This window comes from Fodinibius sp. AD559, assembly GCF_052712805.1.
This window is the reverse complement of record NZ_JBQPVW010000003.1, coordinates 312978-330078: the sequence shown is the minus strand read 5'-3', so window position 1 is coordinate 330078 and position 17101 is coordinate 312978. Positions and strand designations below refer to the sequence as shown.

Sequence of the window (17101 nt, the reverse complement as noted above, 5' to 3'; positions counted from 1 at the left end):
CCAACGATTAACTACCCGATAGTATAACAATTTGCAACCGGCAGTTGGCAACTCTTTTTACGCAATGGTTTTTCGCCAGCCATTTAAACGTTTAAAAGCATGTTCCATGCGCGATCCATACCAGCTAAACCATTCTCCCTCTACCAGGAGCACCCGGGTTGCGGGACACGCTTCCTCGATTTGTGCCATATGTTTTTCCTTAAAGGGATAGGGTTCGCTACTCAGTAAAATAAGATCAGGGTTTTGACTTTTGAGATCATCCAGACCTATTTTAGGATATCGTTTTTTATCTGCAAACACATTGGGCAGCTTCCAGTGATTCATAATATCATGGATATAGGTGTCCCGCCCTACCGTCATCCAGGGGTCTTTCCATATGAGGTAAGCGGTATTTAGTTTGGGAACCTGGGGACGATCTTCGAGTACTTTTTGGATATTACTGATCAGGTTTTCTGCTTTCTCTGAAGTGTTGAACTTTTTGCCCAGCTCATGAATAGTGATCAGCGCATCTTCGATAGTGGCAATCTGAGTAACGTTAACCTCAAATTCTTCCTGTAGAGCCTTAATATCTTCGGGACGATTCTCCTCTTTATTGGCGATGATATAGTCGGGCTCAAGGTCTCGAATTTTATCCAAACGTGGATTTTTTGTTCCCCCTATAATGGGAATCTCTTCTACTTGTTCTTTGGGATGTACGCAGAACCGGGTTCTTCCCACTAAGTACTCCTGCATTCCAAGGTCAATTACCAGTTCCGTAAGGCTTGGAACAAGGCTGATAATGCGTTGTGGAGTTGTAGCCATGTTTAGATAATTATTATTTCCAGAAATTACGTTTCGAGAACAAAATACTATTTACTTATGATCGGACAAGCTGTCCGATCTACGAAAATTTAAAAATCGTTCTTGAATTCAGTTTTAAGAAAATTGTAAGGCCAATCCGTCCATGTATCAACAAAGTTGGCTTTTACAGGATTGTTTAAAACATAACGTATTGTAGATTCTAATTCTTTTTGATTACGTATTACTCGGTCGAAGCTTTCGTGTTGCCAAAATTGACCTTTTCTGTTTAATATCCTATTACACCTTAGTGCTGTATAAGATTTTAATTTTTGAAGAACTTTTGTCAGTGCGGGAATCTCGCTATTGTTATTTGTTTGAAGCATTTTTAAAACAAGATGTACATGGTTCGGCATGATGCAATAGGCATAAAGATCATAAATTGAATTATCTCGAAAGTGAATTGCTTCACAAACTATTTCAGCAATTTTTTTATTAACTAACCAAGTTGGGCCAGTTTTAGCTTGATCTAATTGATCCTCATATTTTTTAAAAATTGTTTGATGGTATTTACGTAGCTCGGACAGCTTGTCCGAGCTATCATTGGCAATAGATCTGTTTTTTAATTTCTTTTCTATAAGGTTCTTCTGTTTTTTGATACGCCGAATAGCGGAAACTGGTAAAGAATTATATAATCTAAAAGTAATAAAAAATTCAGCATAGTCCGGTTGCCAGTGCGGTAGGTTTCTGTGGTAATACATAGTAGCTTGTTCTCTCTTGATGTTAAAATGATGTAGTTCAGAGAGCCACCCCGAGGTGGTTTTAATTATTGGTGATCGGACAAGCTGTCCGATCTACATGGTAGTTAAAATTGACGAACAATGCCCTCTACTTGTCGGGCATAGCTTCCTCCAAATAAATTAGTATGTACCAGTAGAGGGTATAGGTTGTAGATATCCTTGCGCTGCGAAAAGCCGGATGACAGTGGATAGTTCTCCTCATAGGCACTGTAAAAATTACTTGGAAATCCTCCGAACAAATGCGTAAATGCCAACTCGATTTCGCGGTGACCGTAATATACTGCCGGATCGTAAATAGTGGCATTCCCATTCTGATCAAAAAAGTAATTGCCGCCCCAGAGATCACCATGCAATAGGCTGGGAGGCTCATTCGGAAAAATATCAGGTAGTTTTTTATACATATTTTCAAAGTGGGAAACCGTATCAGATCCTAACTTGCCACTGTCGGTAGCCATTTGGAGCTGAGGTTTCATGCGTTCTTGGATAAAGAAGTCAACCCAGTTTTTGTGAGGAGTGTTAGATTGTGGAAGTCGGCCAATAAAATTATCGTGATCCAGCCCATAGGTTTCATTATGATGCTTGTGAAGCTGAGCCAGGGCCTGTCCAAACTCACTGGCCGAATTTGGTTTTGAACGGCCTTCGGGTATAAATTTCTGTAGCAAGAAACCCGTGTTATCTTCTGTTTGTCCGGTTGTAAAAACAAATGGAATACGAAGTGTGGTATCTGCTGACTTGAGTAGATCAAGTCCTTTCTCCTCGACCACAAACATATGTGGGTCAGCCGACGTGTTCCATTTTAAAAAGCAGGTGGTTCCATCAGCCAGCGTAATTTTTGCTGCTTGATTGATACTTCCACCCGAAACTTGCTGAGTGGATGTTATAAGCTGATCTACCGTTTGTTGAATTTGTTGTTTGACAGAATTTGGAATCATTTTTGGACATGCTTTTCAAGTTCGTCAAGCAAGTTTTCGCAACTTCGTTTTACAATCTGAAATACATTTTCAAAGCCTTCTGGTCCGCCATAATAAGGATCAGGGATCTCACCGTCGCCGGGATTGGGATCAAAATCACGCATAAGACCTATTTTGTGCTCATGGTTTCCATTAGCCATCTGACGCACATTTTTCAGGTTTTCATTGTCCATAGCCAAAATCAGATCATAATAGTCCAGATCAGAAGCATCAAATTGGCGTGCTTTTGAATGGAGTGTAATGCCATGTTTTTGGGCTGTGCGCTGACTTTTACTATTCGCAGATTCTCCTACATGATAGGCAGAGGTACCCGCTGAATCGATTTCAAAATAATTTTCAAGGTCGTGCTTGTTAATTAGGTGTTGGAATATACCTTCAGCGGTTGGGCTTCGGCAAATATTACCAAGGCATACAAAACAGATTTTATAGTGATTTTTTTGGGTTACAGGACCATTTACGGGTATATCCATAGAATAAAGGCAGTTTATTTAAGATCAGTTCTAAATATTTTAGCACTTAAAATAACGGCTAAAGACAATAAAGTATAGCCTAAAGATTTGCCACAATTCTAATTTGCAAATTGTTGTCGCAATGCTTTTTATAGGTCGCTGATAATGTAAAATACGCCTCATAATGTGAATTGATGAGTTAAGACTTGTATCTTTGGGGTTCATTTATTTTGATAAAAATTTATTAAAAATAATAAGCTACTGTAAGGTATAGAAAACCCTTATATTAACAGCTTTGCAAAAGCCAATAGAGAAGGTATAACGGCCTATATGAGTAAACAATTTGATGAAGTCAAAAGACTAAATTTTTCAAAACTTGAAGTTGAGACCCTTAAGTGGTGGAAGGAGCATGATATTTTTGAGAAAAGTGTTTCTACCCGCGAAGATGGGATTCCCTTCACCTTTTATGAGGGACCGCCCACGGCAAACGGTAAGCCGGGCATTCACCACGTGTTGGCACGTACGGTTAAGGATATGTTCTGCCGATATAAAACCTTGAAAGGGTTCCGAGTTGATCGGAAAGCCGGATGGGATACCCATGGCTTACCCGTTGAAATCGAGGTAGAGAAAGAGCTTGACCTTGAGGGACGAGAACAGGTAGAGGCGTACGGCATTGCTGAATACAACGAGAAGTGCCGAAACAGTGTCCTCAAATACAAAGATCTTTGGGATAAGCTTACAACCCGTATGGCATACTGGGTTGATCTGGATGATCCCTATATCACCTTTGATAACGATTATATTGAATCTGTTTGGTGGGCGTTTAAGACGCTGCACGAAAAAGGTCTGGTTTACAAGGGATATAAAATTCAGTGGTATTCACCGGGCAGTGGAACGGTATTATCATCACACGAAGTTGCTCAGGGCTACGAGGAAGTTCAGGACCCTTCCATTTTTGTAAAGTTTAAAGTTGAGATGGCCGAGGATGTCTACTTTTTAGCCTGGACAACTACACCATGGACCATCGTTTCAAATATGGGATTGGCTGTAAATCCCGGACTGGATTATGCTAAGATCGAGCTTTCTGAAGGTGATCGCACCGAATATTACATTATGGCCAAGGAGTGCATTGATGAGGTTATCGATCACGATTACGAAATTGTAGAAGAGTATAAAGGTGAAGAGCTTGTTGACTGGACCTATGAGCCGGTATTTGATTATGCGTTAGAAGAGTTTGATAAAGAGGAGGCATGGCGCGTTGTTCCTGCTGATTATGTGACGACTGAAGAGGGAACGGGTGTTGTACACATTGCGCCTGCTTTTGGTGCTGATGACTATGAGACCGGCCAGGAGAATGATATCCCGATGTTTAATCCCATCGACAAAGAGGGGCGGTTTACGGAGCAGGTGCCCGACTTTGAAGGCGAATGGTTTAAGGATGCCGATAAGGAAATTTCTCGTGCAATCAAGGATAAGTACTTGATGTATAAGCATGAAACGTATCTACACAATTATCCGCACGACTGGCGCAAAGGCACGCCGCTGATGTCATATCCTGTGGAGTCTTGGTTTATCCGCACTACGGATGTGAAAGACAAGATGGTGGACTTCAACAAGAAAATTAACTGGAAGCCGCCAAGTACAGGAAGCGGACGTTTTGGAACCTGGCTTGAAAATAATGTGGATTGGGCGGTTTCGCGTCAGCGCTACTGGGGAACGCCGATTCCGCTTTGGGTAAGCGATAAAAATCCTGAGCATGTGGAAGTGGTGGGAAGCGTCGAAGAGCTTAAGAAAAAAGCCGGTTTGCCCGACGATGAAGAGCTCGACCTTCACCGTCCTCATATTGATGATATTACGTGGGAAGGACCCGATGGTGGAACGATGCGACGTATCCCCGATCTGATGGATGTCTGGTTTGATTCCGGATCGATGCCGTTTGCACAATGGCACTATCCGTTTGAAAACAAAGATAAGTTTAAGGAAAACTTTCCTGCTGACTTTATTGCTGAAGGTGTTGATCAGACGCGCGGATGGTTCTATACGCTCCACGCGCTGGGAACAATGCTTTTTGATCAGCCGGCCTACAAGAATGTAGTATCCAACGGGCTCGTGTTGGATGAGAATGGCAATAAGATGAGTAAATCCAAAGGTAATACCGTAGAGCCCTTTGAAGTTATTCAGGAGTACGGTGCCGATACGGTGCGTTGGTATATGATGAGCAATTCATCGCCGTGGGAAAATCTGCGATTCAGTGAAGAAGGATTGCAGGAGACACAGCGTAAATTCTTCAACACCATCGTAAATACGTACTCGTTCTTTGCAATGTATGCCAATATCGATGGGTTTACATATTCTGGCTCACAAATACCGGTTAGCGATCGCGTGGAGATGGATCGATGGATCATTTCCCGCATGAATACAACTGTAAAGCTGGTAGATGAGCACTTGGATGATTACGAGCCTACCAAAACAGCGCGTACTATCGAGCACTTTGTAGATGAGCTTAGTAACTGGTATGTGCGCCGTAATCGACGCCGATTCTGGAAAGAAGGCAAGAGTCTTGATAAGCAAGCCGCCTACCAAACATTATATGAATGTCTGGTAGATTTGGCTAAATTGATTAGTCCAATTGCTCCGTTTTTGGGAGAATGGTTGTATCAACGGTTGAATGAAGTAACCGAGGCGGATGAAGAGTCGGTACATATTTCATTTTATCCGACGGTAGAAGAAACAGCAATTGACAAGCAGCTTGAGCACCGTATGGAGCTGGCACGACATATTTCATCCATGGTCTTGAGCTTGCGCAACAAGCTGGAGCTTAATGTTCGTCAGCCACTTTCACGCATTATTCTACCAATCGATAAAGAGGAAGACCGACAGGCCATTGAATCGGTCAAGGAAATTATATTGGACGAGGTAAATGTTAAGGAAGTACAGTTTGTGGATGATGATTCCGGAATTGTACATAAGTCGGCGAAACCTAATTACCCCAAGCTTGGCAGTAAGTTAGGTAGTAAAATGAAGCCTGTAGCATCAAAAGTGGCCGATTTGACTACCGAAGAGATTACTGAATATGAGGAAACCGGATCTATAGAGTTGGATCTGGGGGAACAGGGTATTGTACAGCTTGGTGAAGATAGCCTCGAGATTATTCGTACCGGCCTGGAAGGCTGGTCGGTTGAAACCGAAAAAGGATTAAGTGTAGCTCTTGATACCGAGTTGACTGAAGATCTTATTCAAGAAGGATTGGCTCGAGAATTTGTCAATCGCATCCAGAATATGCGTAAAGAGGCAGATTTTGATGTAGAAGATCGTATTATTATAGGTTTTGACGGTTCTGAAGAACTTGAAGAAGCGGTAACAGCGATGAAAGATTATATTAAAAGCGAAACTCTGGCAGAAAAGATTTCATCCGAAAAATTAGAAGTGTCGGATTTCGTGAAAAGTTGGGAGATTGGCGATAGTGAATCAACCATTTCTATTAGAAGAAACCCTAATTAAGAAAGTGAGCTAATTATGGCATCATCAAAAAATGAAAATAAAGATACGGAGCGCGTTTCTCCTTATTCTGATGAGGAGTTAGAATATTTCAAAGAGATTATCTTAAAAAAACGTGAAGAGGCTAAGCGAGAGCTTGAATCACTCCAAAATACCTTGCGTGATAGCATGGAAAATGCCAGCGATGAGTCGGCATATTCGTTCCATATGGCTGATGCCGGTACGGATGCCCAGGAGCGTGAAAAAACGTATATGCTTTTTAACAGAACGAAGAAATTTATTCGTTATCTGGATGACGCTTTACAACGGATCGAAAATAAGACCTACGGTGTTTGCAAAGTAACGGGTAAGAAAATTTCCAAGGGCAGACTTGAAGCGGTGCCCCATACCCAGCTTAGCATTGATGCAAAACTCAAGCGTAAATAATTTTCTTTCAGTTGGATAGAAACAAAATAACAGCCCTGTCAGCTCCGGCACTGATCGTCATTTTGTTGGATCAGCTTAGCAAGCATTGGATTCGTCTTAATCCCCAGTGGCATTATGCTGATCTTATTCCGGGATGGCTTACGTTTAATTATACCCAGAATCCGGGTATGGCTTTGGGAATGCGTTGGGCTTCGACGGAAGTGATCAGCGGCATTGCTATTTTAGCCACTATCGCTATTCTTTCGTACGTGCTGTATAATCGGGAGGACGCTACCGCAGGATATCTTGTTTGTATGGGATTGATAATTGGCGGTGCCATAGGTAATATCATCGATCGTCTTATTATGGGGTATGTCGAATCCTATGGCGGCTTGCTTGAGGGGCATGTTATCGACTTTATTCATTTCAATTTAAGGATTAGCGGATATCCCGTATTCCCGTACATCTTTAATGTAGCAGATGTTGCCATCAGTACCGCTATTATCGCTATGCTGGTGTTCCATAAACGCATTGTCCCTCAAAATTTGTCGGGAACCGAACAACAAGATCAGGTAAACGAAGAAAGAACAGCCGACATTCAGCGTTCTGTGGAAAGATAGTTTTGGAGAAAAAAGGAGAGATGTTAAGGGGGTTCGGATAAGTCAGCTAAATACTATTCCTCCGTGACAATGCTGTCTATAAAGTTGGGGCTGTGGGGATCCAACTCATCGAGTTTTAGATCGTGCCCCATCTTGTCGCGCTTAGTTTTTAGGTATTTTACGTTTTCGGGATAAGCGCCTACTTCGATAGGTACGCGTTCGACCATTTCGAGCCCAAAACTTTTTAGACCTACGCGCTTAACGGGATTATTCGTCATAAGGCGCATTTTTGAAATGTCAAGATTGCGCAGGATCTGTGCCCCCACACCGTAGTCGCGGGCATCAGGTTCAAAGCCAAGGGCTTCATTGGCTTCAACCGTATCCAATCCCTCTTCTTGCAGTTTATATGCTTTAAGCTTGTTTACTAACCCAATACCACGGCCTTCCTGATTCATATATAACACAACGCCGCTACCCTCTTCTTCGACCTGAAGCAGTGCCTGATGGAGTTGCTCCCCGCAATCACAGCGCTTGGATCCAAAAATATCGCCAGTCATACAAGAAGAATGAACGCGTACTAATACCGGATCATCTTCATTCCATTCTCCCTTGACCAGTGCCAAGTGATGATTACCGGTAAGACGTTCTTGAAAGGCATGAAGCTGAAAATCTCCGTAAATAGTGGGGAGATTCACATCTACCACTTTGCGCACCAGCGACTCATTTTGCATGCGATAGGAGATCAGATCTTTGATGCTGATTAATTTCATATCGAACTTATCAGCAATTTCGACCAGGTCAGGCAGTCGCGCCATGGCCCCGTTATCTTTCATGATTTCGCAGATGATACCTGCAGGTTGCAGGTCTGCAAGTCGAGCCAAATCGATAGCTGCCTCGGTGTGCCCGGCGCGACGCAAAACGCCCCCTTCGGTGCCAATGAGCGGAAATATATGACCCGGACGTCGAAAATCACCGGGGGCCGCATCTTTTTTGATCATCTCTTTAATAGTGTTGGCGCGATCACTGGCAGAAATCCCGGTAGTGGTAAGCTCTTTGTGATCGACAGAAACCGTAAAAGCGGCCTCGTCAGGATCTGCGCCCTCAGTGACCATATAATCGAGATTGAGGGAATACGCTTTTTCGCGTGTAATAGGCACACAGATAAGGCCACGGCCATATTTGGCCATAAGATTAATAGCTTCGGGCGTTACCTTTTCTGCAGCCATGACAAAATCGCCTTCGTTTTCGCGATCTTCGTCGTCGGCTACAATGACCATGCGACCTTCTTTAATATCTTCGATAGCGTCTTCTATACTATCGAAGTTGATATCTGCGCCCATAATGTAATTCTGGAGACTTAATTAGTCTTGATTGGGGTTTACATCCGAAATGGAGCTTTTCTTAAACCGTGCTTTAACACCTTTATCAATTTCAGCCAGTACGGTATCTTCATCAACAGTAGTTACCTTGGCAATCATTCCACCGGAAGTCACAATTTTATCTCCTTTTTCAATATTGTCTACCATTTCTTGAAGCTCTTTCTGCCGCTTCGTTTGTGGTCGGATGATAAAGAAGTAAAAGATGGCAAAAATAGCTCCCAAAAAGATGAGACTTGACCAGCCTCCTCCGCCGTCGGGAGATCCCATTAATAATAGTGCGATATTTAACATGAAATAACTTATTTAATTACTATCAACGTATTTAAAAGAGTGTACAAAGATAGTATTTTTGGCGGCTTGCTCCAATTTTGGGGAATAGCTTAAATCTTATACACTTAATAGAGTGTGATAAATTAAAACCATCATTTTATTTCCATCTGGTTGCTATATAGATGCTATTCCTGATGGAATTTCTTGCCATCTTTAGCATACTCTTTCAGGATATCGGCCGGAGTAAATCGCGGACCATGTTCTTGTTCAAATTCTTCCAATCGTTCAAGGATCGTATTAGGTCCTTCTCGGTCGATATATCGGAATGGCCCGCCCAGAAAGGGAGGAAATCCGAGACCGAGAACAGCCCCCAGGTCTCCATCTGTAGGATTACGCAAGATATCTTCTTGCAGGCACCAAGCCGCTTCGTTCACCATTGTTAGCGTCATGCGCTGCTGTACTGTTTCCCTATCCATGGATTTGCTACCACTTCCGTCAAAGTATTGGTAAATATCTTTGTTGGGATCGGTTTTCTTTGTTTTACCATTTTTCCGCTCGTACTTATAAAAGCCTTTTTTATTCTTTTTGCCCTTATAACCGTCTTCAAATAGCTCCGTCGGTTTTTTGCTGGGATGAACACCGCGCTCGGCAAAAAGATTGCTCAGCACTTCGGTGATATGAGCGGCTACGTCGATGCCCACCTCATCAAACAAGGCCGCAGGTCCAACGGGAAACCCAAACTGTTTCATATGTTTGTCCAGCTCTTTAATGGATATTCCCTCCTCAAGCAGCATGAGGGCCTCATTCATAAAAGGAGCCAAAATACGGGTCGTATAAAAACCTGGGCCATCGTTAACGACTATTACATGTTTGCCCTGTTGTATGCCCACTTCTCGGGCAGTAGCCGTAACCCAGTCGGCTGTTTGATCGGTAGTAATAATTTCGAGCAGTGGCATTTTAGGCACTGGCGAAAAGTAGTGCATTCCAACCACCTGCTCCGGACGGCGCGATGCTTCGGCAATTTTAGTGATTGGCAGGGAAGAAGTGTTCGAAGCAAAGATATAATCGTCGGGAGCGACCTCTTCTACTTCTTTGATGATGGATTGCTTGAGGTCCAGATCTTCAAATACGGCCTCAATTACGAGTCCCACATTTTCAAATCCGTCGTAGCTGTCCGTAGGGGTAACATGACTTGCAATACGATCGCGTTCAAATTCAGAGATAATTCGTTTCTTTCGCTTCTTGTCGAGATTATCCCAGATCGATTTTTTGCCTTTTGCCGCCTGTTCTACCTCTTGGTCTTTTAATAACACACGATATTCGTTGTTGGCACTCACATCCGCAATTCCGGATCCCATCAGTCCGGCTCCGAGCACACCAATTTTTTGGATCTCTTTTGCCTTTTCTTCATTGGGATTTTTCTTGGCACTCTGCATCGCGAAGAATAGGCTGACCATTGCTTCTGATTCGGGAGTGGCCGCCAGTTTCCCAAAGTTTTCGGACTCCAGTTTTAATCCTGCCTGCATGCCATTTTCGTATCCCTCCTGTATGCAGTCAATAATTTTTTCGGGAGCGGGATAGTTACCCTTACTTTCTGATTTTGCCCGTTTGCGTGCTTGCGAATAAATGATCTTGCGAAGCGGACTCATACCCTCCATCAGTTGGTGGACAAGGCTGCGCTTATCCTCACGCTCAAACTTTCCACTATTGATTTTCACAACCGCTTTTTTAGCTGCTGTAAGTACCGCATCGCGATGGGTAAGTTCATCTACCAGTCCCAATTTATAGGCCTTGCGCGGATAAATATTTTTGCCCGTAAGCATATAGGTAAGCGCATTTTGTATGCCAATCAGGCGGGGGAGCCGCTGGGTTCCTCCACCGCCCGGCAGAAGTCCCAATTGCACTTCGGGCTGACCCATTACTGTATCAGAGTGCTTTGAGGCCACTCGATAATTACAAGCCATGGCCACTTCCAAGCCACCGCCGAGACACGATCCGTGAATAGCAGCAACTACCGGTTTGGGATAGTTTTCGAGCTGAAGAAGCAGCCGATTTCCACGCTGACTTAAATCCTCAATTTCCCCGGGTGCTTTTTTGTTTTTTAGCATTTCCACATCAGCGCCGGCAATAAAATTATTCTTCTTACCGCTGATCATCACGATGCCATCGATATCATCGGGATTCGTATTTTCGAGCAGATCTTTAACTTCTGAAATCAACTCTTCAGTAAGCTTGTTTACTTTAGAATCGGGTTGATCCAGCGTTACAACTAAAATATTGTCTCGAATTTCTGTGCTTAGATAGCTCATAATATTATATCTGAGTAATTAAAAAGTCTTGATGTTAACCGTCGAAACGTTCGAGGATGATCGCGTGCCCCTGTCCACCGGCCGCACAAGCGGCAACAAGTGCAAGTTCGCCGTCCTCGTGATGCAGTCGATTGGCTGCCGTTGTTACCAGTCGCGTGCCCGTAGCACCAAATGGATGACCCAGTGAAAGTGAGCCGCCCCAGCAGTTAAACTTTTCCATCGGGATGTCACCAACCTTTTTATCGCGATCCAGATTCTCTTTGGCAAATGTATCTGAATTGAGGGCTTTGAGTACGGTTAAAATCTGTCCTGCAAAAGCCTCGTGGAATTCAAAAACGTCGATATCCGAAAGCTCCAGTCCGATCATATCTAAGACTTGGGGTGTGGCATAAGCGGGACCAAGCAGAAGTTCGTCTTCCGGATCTTGGGCCACATAGGTATAAGCTTTAAGAATAGCTTTGGGTTTTAGTCCGCGATTCAAAGCCTCCTGTTTTTCCATGATGATAGAAGCCGAAGCTCCGTCGGTAAAGGCCGATGAATTCCCGGCCGTAATGGTACCATGCGGTTTGATAAATGCGGGAGATAATTTCTTTAGTTTCTCCATTGAAGTATCCTCGCGGAAGGTGTTATCATGTTGTATGGAATCGAAATCGGGAGGTACTGCTGCCGGTAGCAGTTCATCATCAAGCCAACCTTCGTTTGTTGCTTTGGCCGCCAGCTCGTGGGAGCGAAGTGCATATTCGTCTTGAGCTTGGCGACTGATACCAAATCGAGCTGCCATCTTGTCACAGCTTTCGCCCATCGTTTCTCCGGTAGAAAATTCTGAAATAGACGGAATTTCGGGCAGCAGGTGTGAAGGACGAAGTCCCTTGAAAAACTTCAGGAAATCGCTCAGTGATTTATACTTGCGGGCATCCAGCAGTTTTTGCCGGAATTTTTTGCGGAATCGGATGGGAATATCGCTCATGGTTTCCGTCCCTCCGGCCAGGATAATTTTTGATTGCCCCGATCGAATAAGGTCAACGGCGCTGGTGATGGCCTGGTTTGAGGAAATACAGGCTTGTGTTACAGTGTGCGCCGGAACGGTGTTGGGAATGCCGGCTCCCAGTGCCGATTCCCGCGCCACGTTGCTGGTATTCACATCCTGAATAACCGTACCCATGATGACACGATCAAGGTCGTCACCATTGATTGGGGCGCGGCCGATAAGTCCTTCAATAGCCATGCGACCCAGATCGTAAGACATTAATTTTTTGTACCCGGTACCCGATCGCTGAAACGGAATGCGTCCGCCGTCTACGATTGCTGCTTCGAAAGGTGTGTGATTTTGTGGTTGATCTGCCATAATAAAAATGTTGAAATGAGAACCAACGAATATGTGATTACGACTAAGATGGTTGAATCAAAATCGTAAGTCAAGCATTAACTTAACACTGTTAACCTAATTATAGTTTTCTGCTGCCAAAGGTTCAATAAATTGTTTTGCGAGATAATAGAATATCCGTATATTTGTGCTCTCTAAAAACGGGTGCTTAACTCTCTTGCACATAAAGCTTTGGAGAGCAAACTGCTCGATTTGATGTATTGATTTTTTTGGGCGATTAACTCAGCGGTTTAGAGTGCTTCCCTTACAAGGAAGAAGTCGCAGGTTCGAATCCTGCATCGCCCACTTCAATCCCTGTAAGTCATTGCCTTGCAGGGATTTAGTATTTGTGGTATAGATATTGGTACAAATATTTGTGTCAGATCTATTGTTTGTGTGTTTATACCCTCTCTTAAAAAAAACTGAATTTTAAGCCTAATTAGGTATGTTAGGTAATTAATATTCATCTTATTTCATTTTTTGTAATACCGGAAATGGAAGGATTGTACCTCTAAACCGAAACCGTTCTATTTATCTTCAAAAGTTCCAAACTGTATCTAGATATTGGGATTATTAGACTCTCTCACTGACATTTATGAATATCCATTTTTTTGTAGCAATTCCAGTAGAACAGAGGGCTTAGAAATAGATTAGGATACCTAAAGTTATTAGTGCTAATAAATAAGGTAAAATATATTCCGTGAATGCTGGTTGAACTTGCTACATTTTGGTGGACATCCAGTTAAGCCATAGATTGTCGTCGCAATTTATGACCAATAATAATTATGAGTAAAAGACAAACCTACAGCAAACAGTTTAAACTGGACGTGATCCAGCAAAGTTACCAACGAGACAATATCCGCGAGTTGGCCAATGAGTTAGGGATTGACCCGGGCCTTATCTACGCTTGGCGATCGAAATATAAAACCCAACCCCAGCAGGCCTTTCCGGGCAAAGGGATTCCCAGCCGAACACCCGAAGAGAAAGAGCTGGCCAAGTTAAAGAAAGAACTGGCTGACGTGCGGATGGAGCGGGATATCTTAAAAAAGGCGATGGGCATCTTCACCAAGAAAAACAGGTAATTTTCCAATTTATGGCTGAACATAAACATCTATATCCCATAGTGAAGATGTCCGAGGTATTCGGGGTAAGCAGAAGCGGCTATTACAGCTGGATGGGCCGCGGGCCCTCCGATCGCGCCAAAGAGAACCACCGTTTTACGAGACGAATTAAGCAGATCTGGCTGGATTCCGGGAAGACGTATGGTAGTCCTCGCATTCACCAGCAATTGCTTCGCCAAGGTGAGCAGCTGAGTCGTCGCAGAGTCGCGCGACTCATGAGAAAAGAAGGCATCCAGAGTCAGATTCGCCCGAAGTGGGTGGCTACGACCGATTCGAAACATCAGCTACCGGTGGCACCGAACCTGTTGGATCAAGACTTTACCACCGATCGATTGGGTCAAGTTTGGGTAAGCGACATTACCTATATCCCCAGCAGCCAAGGATGGCTGTACCTGACAACGATTATGGATCTGGCTGATCGCCAGATTCTGGGGTGGTCGTTCTCGGAAGGCATGCGAGCTGATCAAACGGTTATTCCGGCCTGGAAGCAGGCCTGCCAAAAGCGAGCGATCGAGCAGACGTTAATCTTCCATTCTGACCGTGGCATCCAATACGCATGCCAGGAGTTTCGCCAGCTGCTGGAAGCCCGTCCACGGGTCCGCCAAAGCATGAGTCGGAAAGGCAACTGCTGGGACAATGCTCCGGCCGAGAGCTTCTTTAAAACCTTTAAAGCAGAACTACCGATAGAACCTAAACACTACAGGTATGATAAACTTCGTGGAGTAATCTTCCAATTTATTGAGATCTGGTATAACCGCCAGCGCCTGCATTCTACGCTGGACTACCACACACCGGTAGAAATGGAGAACCACTTAACAGAAAACCAAGAATTGGCTGCATGATCTGGCTTAACGTACTGTCCATTTTTTTGTAGCAATTCCAGGTCTTAATACCAACACCTTTAGAAAGGTAGCTGCATAAGGTTTTGACATTTCTGCAATATTAAAGTAGATATCTACCGCATCCTTATTTTTCTCCTCGTCTTTAACAGGATCGTATGGTTTATACGTGTAAGCCCATTTAAATGGGCTTTTCTTTTTTATGTCTTCGTACTTAAAAGATCTTCTTGCTCCCATGCCGTCACTATTAACACTCTGTGGGTCAACATTTCTGGCAACTTTCTTGAATATATATTTATGTCTAAAATCACTGAGATATTTTTGGTACTGACTAAATAGTTTCTTGTGACCAAAAGAATCCTCAATAGATGAGTATTGGAAAAATCTTATCAGCGAATATACCCAAAAAACAATTAATAGGATTTCAATATTTTGCTGATTACTTATTCCTACCTGGTTTCCCAAGATGTTTATTACATCTATTTCTAACCCAATAATATCATAAATAGATATAGCTATACTTGATAAAATAAGATTCCTTCTTTGTTGGTAAAACTTTTGGTGGTTTTCCATCGGTTTTCGTACTTAAAAAGATTTTAGGATCCTTCACTAAAAATATCTTGGTATTTATCCTCTAACATAGTCACTTCATCTTCAGTCAATGCCTCAAACTGTTTAGTACGTGCTCGTTTTGATAACTGGCCATCATTTTGACGCAAAAAGCCGATAAGATTTTCCATATCCTTATCCGGCATATCGAAGTGCTCGGAAATAAAGGTTCTCATCTTGTCATGTTGTTCCAGGTACTGAACTTCTTCTGGTAAGGTATCGGTAACTGTTTCTTCTACGCATTCATAGAGAAATTCAGCATGTTTGGTAGCATCAAAGTATTGGTATAGATCAATTGTATCATTTAAGACTTCTACATTGCCATCCGGTGTTGCTTCCCATTCAATGAAATCAAGACGTGGCTTCGAATATGATTCCAATACTTCCCGATACTCGTCAATCCGGTCAAGGATCACTGCTGAGACAGGAAAAATAAGTCCTTTGGGCGCAAATTCCTTTTTAGCCAATACATGGTGTATTAAGTATCGATGTACACGGCCGTTTCCGTCAGCAAAGGGATGAATAAATACGAAGCCAAAAGCAATAAGCGTAGCTGCTAATACCGAATCATAATCACTTTCTATTAATGATTCATTAGTATCTAATAAACCATCTATTAATTTAGGAACATCTTCCCATCTGGCTGAAATATGATCTGGGACCGGCTTACTATTTGCACGGTTATGTACTCCGACAAAACCACCTTCTTTACGCCAACCCATATCCACAAATCGCCGGTCTTCTATAACAATCTCTTGGAGTCGTAATAATTCATCCTTGGTAAGGTCTTTCTGGCCAGCCTGACCGATTGCTTTTCCCCAACGTTCTGCACGATTTTCTGGAGGTGTTTCGCCCTCTATGGCATAGGAGGCTTTGGAATCTTTGAGCAAAAGGAAAGCAGCAGCTCTGGATAACAAATCAGGATGGACTTCACCTATAGTATCTTTTACTTTTTTTTCTAACTCTTCTGTGCTAAAGCTCTCTAATTTATCTGACCGACGAATGAGTGGACAGAAATTCTTATTCCCTGGTAGGTTATTCCATACTCTATGGCGCTTGGATCTTTCTTTAGATCCTGGATATTGCAAATCAGGATCAAGGGCCTCGACATAATTACCTGTTTTGACGTCATCTACATTAAGTTTTTGATCTGTCAGCCATTCATAGAAAAACCATATTCTTCTGCTATTACGCCCGGTAGGTTGATCCCTAACAATAGTTTCAATTTCAGTTTTATCTATTTCCTCAAAGAGCTTCTTTAAGATTAGGAGGTCAACTCCTTCGTACCGTAGAGCAAACGTAAGATGACCCAGCAAAGTATGCTCCGGTTCATGGCGTGTAGAAAATACGGCCCAACGACCTTCCTTATACCGACGATGGCTTTGGCTGATTGCTGAAATGAATTCTGGAAGTGGCACTTCTAAATCATAACGATTGATTAATGCGCTATACCCCGCCAGCTTCATATCGGTTTCAGGAAGGGTATATTTACGAAAAACGGTTGCATTTTCTGAAAATCGATTATTTTTAGGCATTTTTATGAAAATCGATTATAACTGATCGTTTAATATTATGAAAAACGGTTACAATTCATAAAAATCGTTTATTTATGAAAAATGTTTATTTCAGGAAAATAATGTGAAAAAATGAATATATAATGGGTGCTTTTTTAAATTTTAGTTCTAAGCACCTATCTCTTATTGTCTAATACT

At 42.8% G+C, this 17101-nt stretch carries 15 protein-coding genes and 1 tRNA gene; 6 read left to right on the top strand and 10 right to left on the bottom strand.

The features are described 5' to 3' along the window. Positions 1-57 precede the first annotated feature (57 nt). The 4 genes from ACQ4LT_RS07150 to ACQ4LT_RS07135 form a co-directional block, all read right to left on the bottom strand. Entirely contained in the window at positions 58-801 is a 744-nt protein-coding gene (locus ACQ4LT_RS07150) for a helical backbone metal receptor (protein WP_445665343.1), read from the bottom strand. Positions 802-890: 89 nt separating this feature from the next. Continuing rightward, positions 891-1538: an REP-associated tyrosine transposase gene (locus ACQ4LT_RS07145; protein ID WP_445665342.1), complete on the bottom strand. Its 648-nt coding sequence runs from the start codon at positions 1536-1538 to the stop codon at positions 891-893. Positions 1539-1642: 104 nt separating this feature from the next. Next, positions 1643-2509, bottom strand: coding sequence for a fructosamine kinase family protein (locus ACQ4LT_RS07140; RefSeq protein WP_445665341.1), 867 nt, complete (start codon positions 2507-2509; stop codon positions 1643-1645). After that, positions 2506-3018 carry a low molecular weight protein-tyrosine-phosphatase gene (locus ACQ4LT_RS07135; protein WP_445665340.1) on the bottom strand — a complete coding sequence of 171 codons (513 nt, stop codon included), beginning with the start codon at positions 3016-3018 and terminating at the stop codon, positions 2506-2508. The genes ACQ4LT_RS07140 and ACQ4LT_RS07135 overlap by 4 nt, the downstream gene beginning before the upstream one ends. 309 nt (positions 3019-3327) lie before the next feature. Here ACQ4LT_RS07135 and ileS point away from each other — a divergent pair, with 309 nt between their 5' ends. The 3 genes from ileS to ACQ4LT_RS07120 are packed head-to-tail and all read left to right on the top strand — an operon-like array spanning position 3328 to position 7520. Continuing rightward, complete coding sequence (gene ileS / locus ACQ4LT_RS07130) at positions 3328-6498, top strand: isoleucine--tRNA ligase (protein WP_445665339.1); 3171 nt, start codon at positions 3328-3330, stop codon at positions 6496-6498. A 15-nt stretch (positions 6499-6513) separates the two neighbouring features. Next, the gene (locus ACQ4LT_RS07125; RefSeq protein ID WP_445665338.1) at positions 6514-6921 is read left to right on the top strand and encodes a TraR/DksA family transcriptional regulator; all 408 of its coding nucleotides are present in this window, start codon (positions 6514-6516) and stop codon (positions 6919-6921) included. Positions 6922-6932: 11 nt separating this feature from the next. Beyond that, entirely contained in the window at positions 6933-7520 is a 588-nt protein-coding gene (locus ACQ4LT_RS07120) for a signal peptidase II (protein WP_445665337.1), read from the top strand. Positions 7521-7573: 53 nt separating this feature from the next. On the opposite strand, the gene ACQ4LT_RS07115 is transcribed toward ACQ4LT_RS07120, so the two are convergent. The 4 genes from ACQ4LT_RS07115 to ACQ4LT_RS07100 form a co-directional block, all read right to left on the bottom strand. Beyond that, positions 7574-8839, bottom strand: coding sequence for a bifunctional 3,4-dihydroxy-2-butanone-4-phosphate synthase/GTP cyclohydrolase II (locus tag ACQ4LT_RS07115; protein WP_445665336.1), 1266 nt, complete (start codon positions 8837-8839; stop codon positions 7574-7576). Between the two features lie 21 nt (positions 8840-8860). Beyond that, positions 8861-9169: a preprotein translocase subunit YajC gene (gene yajC / locus ACQ4LT_RS07110; RefSeq protein WP_095605846.1), complete on the bottom strand. Its 309-nt coding sequence runs from the start codon at positions 9167-9169 to the stop codon at positions 8861-8863. A 164-nt stretch (positions 9170-9333) separates the two neighbouring features. Then, entirely contained in the window at positions 9334-11457 is a 2124-nt protein-coding gene (locus tag ACQ4LT_RS07105; RefSeq protein WP_445665335.1) for a 3-hydroxyacyl-CoA dehydrogenase NAD-binding domain-containing protein, read from the bottom strand. A gap of 34 nt (positions 11458-11491) precedes the next feature. Continuing rightward, on the bottom strand, positions 11492-12802 hold the full coding sequence (locus ACQ4LT_RS07100) for an acetyl-CoA C-acyltransferase (protein WP_445665334.1): 1311 nt from the start codon (positions 12800-12802) through the stop codon (positions 11492-11494). A 250-nt stretch (positions 12803-13052) separates the two neighbouring features. Between ACQ4LT_RS07100 and ACQ4LT_RS07095 the strand changes: the two genes are divergently transcribed. The 3 genes from ACQ4LT_RS07095 (at position 13053) to ACQ4LT_RS07085 (ending at position 14783) form a co-directional block, all read left to right on the top strand. Further along, a tRNA-Val gene (locus tag ACQ4LT_RS07095) sits at positions 13053-13126 on the top strand. A 479-nt stretch (positions 13127-13605) separates the two neighbouring features. Beyond that, the gene (locus ACQ4LT_RS07090) at positions 13606-13902 is read left to right on the top strand and encodes a transposase (RefSeq protein ID WP_445665333.1); all 297 of its coding nucleotides are present in this window, start codon (positions 13606-13608) and stop codon (positions 13900-13902) included. An 11-nt stretch (positions 13903-13913) separates the two neighbouring features. Next, on the top strand, positions 13914-14783 hold the full coding sequence (locus tag ACQ4LT_RS07085; protein ID WP_445665332.1) for an IS3 family transposase: 870 nt from the start codon (positions 13914-13916) through the stop codon (positions 14781-14783). A 6-nt stretch (positions 14784-14789) separates the two neighbouring features. On the opposite strand, the gene ACQ4LT_RS07080 is transcribed toward ACQ4LT_RS07085, so the two are convergent. Together ACQ4LT_RS07080 and ACQ4LT_RS07075 are read right to left on the bottom strand one after the other, a co-directional pair. Further along, positions 14790-15353 (bottom strand): hypothetical protein, encoded by a 564-nt coding sequence (locus tag ACQ4LT_RS07080; RefSeq protein ID WP_445665331.1) that lies wholly within the window; start codon positions 15351-15353, stop codon positions 14790-14792. A 23-nt stretch (positions 15354-15376) separates the two neighbouring features. Continuing rightward, a complete protein-coding gene (locus tag ACQ4LT_RS07075) occupies positions 15377-16924 on the bottom strand; it encodes a Fic family protein (protein ID WP_445665330.1) in 1548 nt (515 codons plus the stop codon). Positions 16925-17101: the final 177 nt, after the last annotated feature.